The sequence below is a fragment of the Parasaccharibacter sp. TMW2.1890 genome, assembly GCF_023337645.1.
In the GTDB taxonomy this organism is placed as follows: domain Bacteria; phylum Pseudomonadota; class Alphaproteobacteria; order Acetobacterales; family Acetobacteraceae; genus Bombella; species Bombella apis.
In genome coordinates this window covers 45,193-57,300 of the sequence record NZ_NWUV01000004.1, presented here as the reverse complement: position 1 = coordinate 57,300, position 12,108 = coordinate 45,193, and the positions used below count along the sequence as shown (strand labels likewise).

11 protein-coding genes and 1 tRNA gene are annotated in these 12,108 nt (G+C 59.4%); 3 read left to right on the top strand and 9 right to left on the bottom strand.

Annotated features, from left to right (window positions below; all coding sequences use genetic code 11):
* The first annotated feature begins 50 nt into the window (after window positions 1–50).
* Window positions 51–1,115: an aspartate-semialdehyde dehydrogenase gene (locus CPA54_RS08180; protein WP_249086080.1), complete on the top strand. Its 1,065-nt coding sequence runs from the start codon at window positions 51–53 to the stop codon at window positions 1,113–1,115.
* 125 nt (window positions 1,116–1,240) lie between these two features.
* The gene (gene hemH, locus CPA54_RS08175) at window positions 1,241–2,272 is read left to right on the top strand and encodes a ferrochelatase (protein WP_043558690.1); all 1,032 of its coding nucleotides are present in this window, start codon (window positions 1,241–1,243) and stop codon (window positions 2,270–2,272) included.
* Window positions 2,273–2,358: 86 nt separating this feature from the next.
* Here hemH and CPA54_RS08170 read toward each other — a convergent pair whose 3' ends face one another.
* The 7 genes from CPA54_RS08170 to metK form a co-directional block, all read right to left on the bottom strand.
* A complete protein-coding gene (locus CPA54_RS08170; RefSeq protein WP_249086078.1) occupies window positions 2,359–2,724 on the bottom strand; it encodes a hypothetical protein in 366 nt (121 codons plus the stop codon).
* Window positions 2,725–3,014: 290 nt separating this feature from the next.
* Window positions 3,015–3,091 (bottom strand) — tRNA-Pro (locus CPA54_RS08165).
* Between the two features lie 190 nt (window positions 3,092–3,281).
* The gene (locus tag CPA54_RS08160) at window positions 3,282–4,196 is read right to left on the bottom strand and encodes an electron transfer flavoprotein subunit alpha/FixB family protein (RefSeq protein WP_249086077.1); all 915 of its coding nucleotides are present in this window, start codon (window positions 4,194–4,196) and stop codon (window positions 3,282–3,284) included.
* Entirely contained in the window at window positions 4,196–4,945 is a 750-nt protein-coding gene (locus CPA54_RS08155; protein ID WP_043558796.1) for an electron transfer flavoprotein subunit beta/FixA family protein, read from the bottom strand. The genes CPA54_RS08160 and CPA54_RS08155 overlap by 1 nt, the downstream gene beginning before the upstream one ends.
* 69 nt (window positions 4,946–5,014) lie before the next feature.
* Window positions 5,015–6,664 carry an electron transfer flavoprotein-ubiquinone oxidoreductase gene (locus tag CPA54_RS08150; protein WP_249086076.1) on the bottom strand — a complete coding sequence of 550 codons (1,650 nt, stop codon included), beginning with the start codon at window positions 6,662–6,664 and terminating at the stop codon, window positions 5,015–5,017.
* Window positions 6,665–6,715: 51 nt separating this feature from the next.
* A complete protein-coding gene (locus CPA54_RS08145; RefSeq protein WP_081562490.1) occupies window positions 6,716–7,468 on the bottom strand; it encodes a tRNA (guanosine(46)-N(7))-methyltransferase TrmB in 753 nt (250 codons plus the stop codon).
* Between the two features lie 60 nt (window positions 7,469–7,528).
* The gene (gene metK, locus CPA54_RS08140; RefSeq protein WP_248460300.1) at window positions 7,529–8,713 is read right to left on the bottom strand and encodes a methionine adenosyltransferase; all 1,185 of its coding nucleotides are present in this window, start codon (window positions 8,711–8,713) and stop codon (window positions 7,529–7,531) included.
* A 187-nt stretch (window positions 8,714–8,900) separates the two neighbouring features.
* On the opposite strand from metK, the gene CPA54_RS08135 reads away from it, so the two are divergent.
* On the top strand, window positions 8,901–10,028 hold the full coding sequence (locus CPA54_RS08135; RefSeq protein ID WP_197981632.1) for a DNA adenine methylase: 1,128 nt from the start codon (window positions 8,901–8,903) through the stop codon (window positions 10,026–10,028).
* Window positions 10,029–10,101: 73 nt separating this feature from the next.
* On the opposite strand, the gene dapB is transcribed toward CPA54_RS08135, so the two are convergent.
* Window positions 10,102–10,854, bottom strand: a complete 753-nt coding sequence (gene dapB / locus CPA54_RS08130; RefSeq protein ID WP_043558682.1) for a 4-hydroxy-tetrahydrodipicolinate reductase — start codon at window positions 10,852–10,854, stop codon at window positions 10,102–10,104.
* 12 nt (window positions 10,855–10,866) lie between these two features.
* Window positions 10,867–12,012, bottom strand: coding sequence for a molecular chaperone DnaJ (gene dnaJ, locus CPA54_RS08125; RefSeq protein ID WP_249086075.1), 1,146 nt, complete (start codon window positions 12,010–12,012; stop codon window positions 10,867–10,869).
* Between the last annotated feature and the right edge of the window lie 96 nt (window positions 12,013–12,108).

The window sequence follows — 12,108 nt, the reverse complement described above, 5'->3', positions numbered from 1 at the left end:
TCTGAATGAAACGGGGCGGGGTTGGGCCCTGCCCGAGGGAGAATGAGAGAATGGGTTACAGGGTTGCCGTCGTTGGAGCGACAGGGGCTGTTGGGCGTGAGATTCTGAAGACACTGGCGGAACGTCAGTTCCCGGTGGATGACATCGTGGCACTGGCCTCCGCCCGGTCTGCCGGGCGTGAGGTGTCCTTTGGTGAGAAGAAGGTCCTGAAGGTCCAGAATCTGGAGACGTTCGATTTCACGGGCTGGGATATTGCCCTGTTTTCTCCCGGTGGGGCGGTATCTGCAAAGTATGCCCCCAAGGCTGCGGCAGCGAAATGTCTGGTCGTGGACAACACGTCCCATTTCCGCATGGAGCCGGGCGTGCCGCTCGTGGTGCCGGAGGTCAATGCAGCTGCCCTGAAGAAGGCCCGCAAGGGCATCATCGCCAACCCCAACTGCTCCACCGCCCAGATGATGGTGGCCCTGAAGCCGCTGCATGACCTGTTCCGCATCAGGCGTGTGGTGGTGTCCACCTATCAGGCCGTGTCGGGAGCCGGGAAGTCTGGCATGGATGAGCTGTTCAGCCAGACGAAGGGCAGCTTCGTGAATGACGCACCGACCATTGCCCAGTTCACCAAGCAGATCGCCTTCAACCTGATCCCGCATATCGACCGCTTCATGGAGGATGGTTCCACCAAGGAAGAATGGAAGATGGCGGTCGAGACCCGCAAGATTCTGGACCCGGACATCAAGGTTCTGGCCACCTGCGTGCGTGTGCCGGTCTTCATCGGTCATTCCGAGGCCATCAGCATCGAGTGTGAGAAGCCGGTCGATCTGGAGAAGGCCCGTGCCGCCCTGCGGAAGGCTCCGGGCGTCGTGCTGCGGGACGAGCGGGAAGATGGCGGTTACGTCACCCCGATCGAATGTGTGGGTGAGGATGACACCTATGTGTCCCGCCTGCGCATTGACCCGACCGTGGAGAATGGTCTGGCCTTCTGGTGCGTGTCGGACAATCTCCGCAAGGGAGCAGCCCTCAATGCCGTGCAGATTGCCGAAAGCCTGCATGAGCAGCATCTGATCGGCAAGAACTCGCCGCTCTGGCAGCCGGTTCCCCGCCCGGAAGAGCCGGCGTAAAAGGCGTTACTTTCTGGAAAAGGTTCTGTCTTTCTGGTGGAACCTTTTCATAAGTTACGCCTGTAAAAGAGTGTAAGTGAAATCCTCTTCCCAAAAGGTGGTGCTGTCTCCATAGTGGATGGGCTATGTCTTATTTCACTTACACGCCTCCTCGCACGCCTGTTCCCTCCGGGGGGCGGGTTGGTGTTCTTCTCGTCAATCTCGGCACGCCGGATGATACGGGGTATTTCTCCGTCCGCCGCTATCTGAGGGAGTTTCTTTCAGACAGGCGGGTGATTGAGGCCCATCCCCTCATCTGGCAGCCGATCCTCAACACGCTGGTGCTGGCCCGTCGGCCCTCGGCCAGTGGGGCCAACTATGCCCGCATCTGGGACAGGGAGGAGAATGCCTCCCCTCTGCGTGTCTTCACCCGCAAGCAGGCGGAAGGGCTGGCCGAGCGTCTGGCCCCGGATGGAATCCCGGTGGCCTGGGGGATGCGCTATGGCCAGCCCTCTGTGAAGCAGGCCGTGGCGGAGCTGATGGACCAGGGTTGTGACCGTATCGTCAGCATTCCTCTCTATCCGCAATATTCCGCCACGACGACCGCAACGGCCAATGACCAGCTGTTCCGTGCCCTGATGCGCCTGCGGCGTCAGCCTTCCGTGCTGACGGTTCCTTCCTTCCCGGATCATCCACAGTTCATTGAGGCCCTGGTGGCTTCCGTGCGCCGGGTTTATGAGGGACTGTCTTTTACGCCGCAGCGTCTGGTGGCCTCCTATCATGGCCTGCCGAAAGAGTTCGTGGAGAAGGGCGACTCCTACCGGGATGAATGTGTCCGCACGACGAAAGCTCTGGCGGCGGCTCTGGGTCTGAGCGAGGAGGAGGTTCCGCTGACCTTCCAGTCACGCTTCGGCCCCATGGAATGGTTGCAGCCTTATACGGCCCCTTACATCTCGGCCCTGCCGAAACAGGGGATCACGAAGATTGCCGTCATCATGCCCGGTTTCATGGCGGACTGCATCGAAACGCTGGATGAAATTGGTCGTGAGGTGCGTGAGGAATTCATGGAAGCAGGTGGTGAGGAATTTGCTTTCATTCCCTGCCTGAATGATGCGCCAGAGGCTGTCACGTTGCTGGAGACCCTCTCCCGGCAGGCCATGAAAGGGTTCCAGTTCTGACTGGGTGAAGGAACATTCCGTTCAGGCATGAAAAAACCCGGCCATTTCTGGCCGGGTTTTTCTGTTCACACAGGAACGGTCAGGCATCAGTGAGCCGCAGGCTGTGCGTTACTTTCCGGATGTTCGGCATCGTACCACTGGGCCTTCTGGTTTGTCGCAGCAGCAGAATGGTTGTTCTGCCACCAGCCGGAACCATTCTGCTTGCTGTCGACAGGATGTTCCTTCTCCCACAGGGCAGCTTTCTCGGCGATGCTCTTGCGGTATTTGTGGCGCTGATACATGCCGACGGCGCAGCCGCCTACAGCACCGATTACGCCATGCTTATGGGCAACATGGCCAGCTACGGCCCCGGCGGCACCATATTTCAGGCAACCACCCGGCTCGGCCATGGCTGGAGCAGCAGAACCGGCCAGCACGGCAGCAGCGATGAGAGAGTAAATCTTGCGGGTCATGATCTGATCCTTGCAGAAAAATGAGACTGGCCTGTTGGTCATGGATGAGTGGCGTCCGGTTTCGGCCATCATGATGAAAGGCACGCCCTCTTATTGCTCATAATGGAGAGAGCGTCCATTGCCCCTTCATGATATGGGGAGAGGGACAGGGCTGGAAAGGATGCTAAAGGTTAATCTTTACTTTAATGATACGATCACACTATGGGGAGCGCCAACATGACAAAGGGACCACGCCGGGAAAGACAACCTGCCTGGCCAACGAAAGAAAATGGAATTGTCAGGGGATGAAATGGTCGGAGTGAGAGGATTCGAACCTCCGGCCCCTGCGTCCCGAACACAGTGCTCTACCAGGCTGAGCTACACTCCGACTTTGTGGGGCTATTCCTACCCTTCATCAGGGAAAGGCGCAAGGGGCAAACGGACTGTTTTTATAGAAAAATGAAGCCTTCTTTACAGAAATGGGCATGACACGCAAAAAAACCCGCCTCCCAGAAGGAAGAGCGGGTTTTTGCAAAGAACCGGGCAAAGGGGCGTGTCTGCCTCGCCTGCCGGGTGCCTCAGAGGGCTTTTTCCAGAGCGGGGAGAAGCTCGAAGAGATCCCCGATCATGCCATAATCGGCCACTTTGAAGATCGGTGCTTCAGGGTCGATGTTGATGGCAACGATCACACGGCTGTCCTTCATCCCGGCGAGATGCTGGATGGCCCCAGAGAGGCCGGTGGCGATATAGAGTTCGGGAGCCACGACCTTGCCGGTCTGTCCGACCTGCATCTCATTGGGCGCAAAGCCGGAATCAACAGCCGCACGGGAGGCCCCGATGGCAGCGCCCAGCTTGTCGGCCACTGGTTCCAGCAGGGTATGGAAGTTGCTGGCATCCTTGAGGCCTTTGCCGCCAGAGATGACCACACGGGCCACTTCCAGCTCCGGCCGGTCAGACTGGCTCTGCTCCAGTTTTACGAAGCCGCTTTTGCCGTCATCTGCCGGAGCGTCCAGCACGTCGATGGGGGCACTGCCACCTTCTTCTTCCACGGGGTCGAAGCTGGAGGAGCGGACAGTCATGATTTTGATGCTGTCGCTGGACTGCACGGTAGCCAGTGCATTGCCCGCATAGATGGGCCGCACAAAGGTGGCATCATCCTTGATGGCCACGACGTCGGAGATCGGCTGGGCGTCCAGCAGACCAGCGAGGCGGGGCAGGATGTTTTTGCCAGTGGAGGACGCTGCGGAGAGGATATGGCTGTAAGACTCTGCCAGGCTGGCCAGCAGGGCAGCCGCAGGTTCGGCCAGAGCATGGTCCAGTGCGGGGACATGCAGGACCTTGCGGATGCCCGGCAGTTTGCTGGCGGCCTCTGTTCCTGCCTTGCCCAGAAGCAGGGCATCGACATCGCCAAAGCGGGAGGCAGCGGCAACGGCGGAGCGGGAGCCCTGACGGATCCTGCCGTTTTCGGCTTCAATCAGAACAAGTGCGGTCATCAGATCACCTTCGCTTCCGTCTTGAGCTTTTCGACCAGCTCTTCCACCGTTTCCACAATGACACCGGCCTTGCGTTCCGGCGGCTCCGCCACGCTGACGATCTTCAGGTGCGGCGTCAGGTCCACGCCGAGGGAACCGGCCTCGATCGTTTCCAGCGGTTTCTTGCGGGCCTTCATGATGTTGGGCAGGGAAGCATAGCGTGGCTCGTTGAGGCGCAGGTCCGCCGTGATGACGGCTGGCAGGCTCAGGGAGACGGTTTCCGTTCCGCCATCGACCTCACGGGCGACCTCGACCCTGCCATCGGCAATTTCCACCTTGCTGGCGAAGGTCCCCTGCGGCCAGCCCAGACGGGCGGCCAGCATCTGGCCTGTGGCGTTCATGTCGTCATCAATGGCCTGTTTGCCCATGGAGACAAGACCCGGCTGTTCTTTCTCCACAACGGCCTTGAGAAGGCTGGAGACGGCACGGGGTTCGACTTCGGCATCGGTCTGGATGAGGATGGCCCTGTCGGCACCCATGGCCATGGCCGTGCGCAGAACATCCTGAGCGACCTGTGCCCCGATGGTAACAGCAACCACCTCGTCAGCCTGGCCTTTCTCACGAAGGCGGAGGGCCTCCTCCAGTGCAATTTCGTCGAACGGATTCATGGACATTTTCACGCCCTGCGTTTCGACACCACTACCATCAGCCGCGACACGCGGCTTGATGTTGTAATCAACAACCCTTTTGACGGGGACAAGAACCTTCATGGTCATCCTTTGTTGCTGTCGCGGCTCAAAGTGAAACTGTCTTCAGACTATCCCCTTTTGTCTCAAAAGTCACATCCCGGAAGGATAGTTGGGCCCGCTGCTGCCCTCTGGCGTGCACCAGGTGATGTTCTGGTCCGGGTCTTTGATGTCGCAGCTCTTGCAGTGCACACAGTTCTGGGCATTGATGACCAGCTCGTCCGTTTCGCTGGTCTCATAGACACCAGCCGGGCAGTAGCGGCTCTCCGGTGCGGCGAAGCGGGTCAGGTTGACCTCTTTCCATGTGGCCATGTCCTGCACTTTCAGGTGTACGGGCTGGTCCTCATCATGGCTCAGATTGCTGAGGAAGACGGACTCGGCCCGGTTGAAGGTCAGTGTCCCGTCCGCCTTGGGGTAGCTGATTTTTGGGGCCTTTTCTGCCGGGATCATCGTCTCGTTGTCGGCATGGCGATGGCGCAGCGTCCACGGGGCCTGCCCGCGGAAGATCATGCTGTCGATTCCGCTATAGAGGGCCCCGCCCAGCATCCCCCAGTGCGAGAAGGCCGGACGGATGTTGCGGGCGGTGTGCAGTTCCTTCCACAGCCACGAGCTTTTGAGGCGGTCCATGTAGGAAGACGCTTCGGCCTGCTCATTCTGGATGGCGTCCATCACCGCCTCGGCAGCGATGATGCCGGATTTCATGGAGGTATGGATGCCCTTGATCTTGGGCATGTTGAGGAAGCCGGCACAATCGCCTGTCAGCACCCCTCCGGGGAAGACCGGGTGGGGCAGGGACTGCACGCCTCCCTCAGAGATGGCCCGTGCCCCGTAGATGATGCGCCGGCCACCCTCGAAATGCTCCCGGAAGGCCGGGTGCTGCTTGGTGCGCTGCATTTCCTCGAACGGTGACAGCCACGGGTTGCGGTAATCTAGGGCCGTGATGAAGCCGTAGGAGACGAGATTTTTCCCGAAATGGTAGAGGAAGGCCCCGCCGTAGGTGTGTGTGTCCAGCGGCCAGCCGAAGCTGTGCTGCACGAAGCCGGGGCGGTGTTTTTCTGCCGGAATTTCCCAGACTTCCTTGATGCCAAGGCCGAAGGTCTGTGGGTCGGCCCCCTTGCGGAGGTCGAAGGTGTTCATGGCCTTCTTGCTCAGGGAGCCACGGGCACCTTCGGCCAGAATGGTCTGGCTGGCCCGCAGGATCATGCCCGGCATGTAGTCCGGTTTTTCTTCTCCCTTCCGGTTCACGCCCATGTCCCCGGTGATGATACCGCAGACCCTGCCATTCTCGATGAAGAGGTCAGCTCCGGCGAAACCGGGATAGATTTCGACTCCCAGAGCCTCGGCCTGTTCTCCCAGCCAGCGGCAGAAGGCTCCGAGAGAGATGACGTAATTTCCCCGGTTGTCCATCTGCGGCATGAGCAGATGCAGGGCCGGGACGGGGAGAGCGGCCTTTCTGGTCAGGAACAGCAGCTTTTCACTGCTGACGGGTGTATCCAGCGGGGCCCCCCGTTCTTTCCAGTCCGGGAAGAGTTCGGCCAGCGTTGTGGGCTCCAGTACGGCGCCAGAGACGATATGGGCGCCGACTTCGCTGCCCTTTTCCAGCAGACAGACGGAGAGGTCCGGATTTTCCTGTTTCAGCCGGATGGCCGCCGTCAGTCCGGCAGGCCCCCCACCCACGATGACAACATCAAAAGCCATTTCTTCCCGTTCAATGGCGGTGTTATCGCTCTGTGGCTGCGTCATGGCGTACTCCTGCTGGCTGCCTGAAACATGAAGCTGTACGGGGGACGTATCTCACCCTTTCCGTGTGAAGGTCCAGTAAAAAGGCTGCCGTCCTTCACGGAAGGCCTTGGCCTCATAACGGGTGGGGGACCAGCCCTCAGGCCGTTCCAGTGCAGGGGCTGGAGCCTCGAAGAGGTCCTGCTGGCCCATCACCTCCGTGACCCACTCCTGATAGACGGGATGGTCGCTGGCCACTCGCCAGTGGGCACCGGGCTTGAGGAGTCTGGCCATCTGCCGGATGTTTTCGGGATGGATGAAACGCCGTTTGGCATGGCGTGCTTTCGGCCACGGGTCCGGGAACATGAGGTAGGCCCGGTCCAGGCAGCCATCGGGCAGGCCCTTCAGCAGCTGGCGGCCATCTTCCGCCCAGAGGCGCAGGTTGTCAGGACCGGTGGCCGTGGCCTCTTCGCCTTCGGGAATGATGCGGGAGAGGAGGGAGCAGACGCCGTTATCGAACACTTCCGAGGCGATGTAGCCTGTCTCGGGGTTCCGGGCCGCCTGATCGAAGGCATGTTCACCGCCACCGAATCCGATTTCCAGATAGAGCTTTGAAACCGGCTTCCCGAAGCCCTTCAGCGGGTCGGCCATGTTGCGGAAATGCACACGGGGCAGGGCCTCATCCAGCAGGCGCTGCTGGCGGGGGCGGAGAGGATGGCCACGCTGGCGGCCATAGAGACGTTCGGGCTGGGGTTTGATGTCGTCAGGCAACGGTCGATACACAGTCTGAAAATGGCAAAAAGCCCCCACCCTCAACGCATGGTCCATGCGGGTCGGGAGAAGGGGCCTGAAGGGTGGAGGGGGACAGCCCCCTCCATGGAGACAGACTCAGCGGTTGAGCGCGCTCTTGAGCTGCTCGGCCAGGTCGGTGTTCTCCCATGTGAAGTTGTCCAGAGTGGGGTCTGGAATACGGCCAAAATGCCCGTAGGCGGCCGTCTTGGCGTAGATGGGGCGGTTCAGGCGCAGGCGCTCACGGATGCCACGTGGGGAAAGGTCCACCATCTCGTTCAGCAGGGAGCCGAGGCGGACCTCATCCACATCCTTGCCGGAGCCGTCGAGATCGACATAGACGGAAAGCGGACGGGAGACGCCGATGGCGTAGCTGAGCTGGATGGTGCAGCGGTCGGCCAGACCGGCCGCCACCACGTTCTTGGCGAGGTAGCGGGCGGCATAGGCGGCGGAACGGTCCACCTTGGTGGGGTCCTTGCCGGAGAAAGCCCCGCCACCGTGAGGGGCGGCACCGCCATAGGTGTCCACGATGATCTTGCGGCCTGTCAGACCGGCATCACCATCCGGCCCACCGATGACGAAGTTGCCCGTCGGGTTGACGTAGAATTCGTGTTCCGGGCACATCCAGCCTTCCGGCAGGACTTCACGCACGGTCTCACGCACCATCTCACGGATGGTGTTCTGCCGCATTCCTTCGACATGCTGCGTGGAAACGACGACGGAAGTTGCGCCGACCGGCTTGCCATCCACATAGCGCAGCGTGACCTGGCTCTTGGCATCTGGCAGCAGGCCAACGCCACGGGCATCACCCTGCTTGCGGTAGTCCCGGATGCGCTCGAGGATGTTCTGGGCATAGAACAGGGGAGCAGGCATCAGCTCTTCTGTTTCACGTGTAGCGAAACCGAACATGATGCCCTGGTCACCGGCCCCTTCATCCTTGTCGCCTGCGCTGTCCACGCCGACGGCAATGTCAGCGGACTGGGCATGAAGGAAGGAGGTGATCTCGGCCTTTTTCCAGGAGAAGCCTTCCTGGTCGTAGCCGATGTCCTTGATGGCCTGACGGGCACGGTCGATCAGGGTGTCCTCCACGGCCTTGGGGCCACGGACTTCACCGGCCAGAATGACACGGTTGGTGGTAACCAGCGTTTCACAGGCTACACGGGCTTCCGGGTCGGCTTCAAGGTAAGCATCGAGGACGGTATCGGAGATACGGTCTGCCACCTTGTCGGGATGACCTTCGGAAACGGATTCAGACGTAAAGAGAAAATCGCCGTGATTGCGCACTCAGGGACCTCACAGGGAATGAGTGGTGAAAAGAGGCTGCCCCTGCCCCCCGAAAGGCACAAGTGACAGGAAGTAAGAGTTCTACCGCTTGGCTGAAAATACCCTCGAGGTCAAGAGCGGGCTTACTGCATGGCCGGGATGTGCTGTATGGGAGGGGCATGATGAATATGAGAGGATAGGTTTCAGAGTGACTGGATGTGCAGGGGAAAATGAAATCCTGTTTCGGGAAGAAGAGGATTTTCTCAGAACCCAGCTGATTACCTATCTGGGAAATAAAAGGGCGCTTCTGGATTTCATCGAGGCAGCCATCGTCGATGTGAAAACAAGGCTTGGCAAGGATCACATTGATTTTCTTGACCTTTTTTCAGGAACAGGCGTCGTGGCCCGCATGGCCAGACGCCATGCCAGATGTATCCACTGCAATGATCTTGAAGAGTACAGCTTCGTTACGAATACCTGCTACCAGACGAACAGGGGGGCTCTTGATATTCATGAGCTGGATCATGAAATCCGGCGGATCAGACGGGATGTTGAAACGAATTTCGAGCCGGGCTTCATTGCGGAATTATATGCTCCGCAGGATGATCGCACCATAAAATACGGAGAAAGAGTTTTTTACACGAGACGGAATGCCATTTTTCTGGACAGTTTTTGTAGAGCCCTTGCCCAGACACCGGATCATCTGAAACCGTATGTTCTTGCTCCGGTCATTGCCCAAGCTTCCGTGCACACGAATACATCTGGTGTTTTCAAGGGATTTTACAAGAATCGGGCCGGATTTGGTCAGTTTGGAGGAGATTCCCGCAATGCCTTGTCCCGCATCATGCGGAATATTGAGGTGGTTGCGCCGGTTCTGAGCCATTTTTCCTGTGAGTCGTTCATTCATAAGGGCGATGCGAATGACGTTGTAAGGGATGTTGGGAAGGTGGACATTGCCTATTTTGATCCCCCTTACAATCAGCATCCTTATGGATCGAACTATTTCATGCTGAATATCTTATGTGATTACAGGAGACCGCTTGATATCAGTCGGGTTTCCGGCATCCCGAAGGAGTGGAACAGATCTTTCTACAACAAGGCACGACATGCAGAGACACGTCTCTTTGATGCCATTGACAATGTGAAAGCCGATTTCGTGCTTATTTCCTATAATTCCGAAGGGTTCATCAAGCGTGACCGTTTCATATCGGAACTCTGGTCCTTGGGGAAGGTGAGTGTCATGGATACGTGTTACAACACGTTCCGTGGCTGCCGGAATCTGTCTGACAGGGACAGATATGTAACAGAGAATCTGTATCTGGTGGACAAAAGGTAAGGATACACGACCAGAAAGGACGGGATGGCATGCGGGACCTGCCTGTTGGCAGCTCCCACATGATGCAGGGGGCTCAGGGTGTGTTCAGTACGTCCTGCATCCCGTAAAGGCCGGGGGTGCGGCGGGGATCAGCCAGCCAGAGGGCGGCTTTCAGTGCCCCACGGGCGAAGACACGGCGGTCCAGCGCCCGGTGGGAGAGGGAGATTTCCTCATCAGCGGCAAAGAAGCGCAGATCATGCTCGCCAACAACCTGCCCGCCCCGCAGGGAGGCAAAGCCGATGGCACCATCAGGCCGTTTCCCGTTCTGATCCAGCCGCCTGACAGCCTCGAAGTCATCATCCCGGCCTGCGGCTACGGCTCGACCGATGGCCAGCGCCGTGCCAGAAGGTGCATCCAGCTTCTGGCGGTGATGGACTTCCAGAATTTCAGCATCGTAGTCCGGCAGGGCGGCGCCGAGTTGACGGGCCAGGGAAAGCAGCATCGTCAGGGCCGGGGAGAAATTGGCCGCCTGTAGAACGGCTACCTGTCCGGCGGCTTCATGCACGGCCTGCTGGGCTGCTCCGTCCAGCCCTGTTGTGCCCAGAACCCAGGCACAGCCTGCCGCAGCGAAGGCTTTGGCATGGGCGGGGACAAGACTGGCATGGCTGACATCAATGATGACATCGCATCGGCTGGCCAGTTCTGATGCGCTGGAGACGATGTTGCGGGCAGGGTCTGCCGTGCGGGACAGGCCGCCAGCCAGAAGGGCCCCGGCCTCCTCGGCGCAGAGATGGCCAAGACGCCCTGTGATGCCAGCAATGCCGATGCGGGGGGAGGTGTTGCTCATCGTTGGTGTCCTTTACCGGTGGTCAAGGAGCTTTTTGACACGGGCAAAGAAGCCGGTATGTTCCGGGCTGCCTTTGCTGTGGTCACCGCTTTCGGCCTCAAACTCCTCCAGCAGCTCACGCTGGCGCTTGGTCAGATGGCTGGGTGTTTCCACGGTGATGCGGATATACATGTCACCTCGTGCCTTGGAGTGCAGGACGGAGAAGCCCTTGCCACGAAGGCGGAAATTGTCGCCTGTCTGTGTCCCGGCAGGGATTTTCACCATTGTCCGGCCACCATCAATCAGCGGCACTTCGATCTCGTCGCCCAGAGCGGCCTGTGTCATGCGCAGGGGCACACGGCAGTGGATATTGGCTCCTTCACGCTCGAAGATGCTGTGACTGTCCACTGTGACCAGAACATAAAGGTCCCCGGGCTGGACACCTTCACCTCCGGCTTCGCCCTTGCCTGCCACACGGATGCGGGTGCCATCTTCGATCCCAGCCGGGATGTCGATTTTTACGGTCTCTCTGGCGGCTTCCGTACCGCTGCCGTGGCAGCTGTGGCATGGATTGCTGACAGTCTGGCCTGCGCCGTTACAGGTGGGGCAGGGGCGCTCCACCACGAAGAAGCCCTGCTGTACCCGCACGGCACCCTGCCCGTGACAGGTCTGGCAGGTCTGCCGGCTGGCGTTGGGATCGGCCGAACCTGAACCATGACAGCTGGAACATGCCTTGCGTGTGGCGATCTCGATCTCCCTGCTGATGCCTGAGAAGGCTTCCGTCAGGGAAATGTCGACCTGGACCTGTACATCCTCGGCCTGACGCTGCTGGCGGCCACGACGTCCGCCCATATTGAACATTTGCTCGAAAATGTCGCCCAGACCGCCAGCATCAAAACCGCCGAAGCCGCCACCAAAACCACCGGCTCCACCGCTGCCGCCCATACCGTTCTGGAAGGCATCATGGCCGAAACGGTCATAGGCGGCCCGTTTCTGGTCGTCTTTCAGCACTTCGTAAGCGGCATTGACTTCCTTGAATTTCAGCTCGGCCTTTTCGTCCCCCGGATTGCGGTCGGGATGGTAGCGCATGGCCAGCTTGCGATAGGCCTTTTTGATCTCTTCACCGCTTGCGGAGCGGGAGACACTGAGTGTCTCGTAATAATCCATCTGTGTAGCCATAGTGATCCTCAGTCACGCAGGAGAGCGGACACCCGGACAAGGCGTGCGGGGTGTGGCCTGCCGGAGCCGGACAGGTGCAAGGCCCTCAATGTAAAA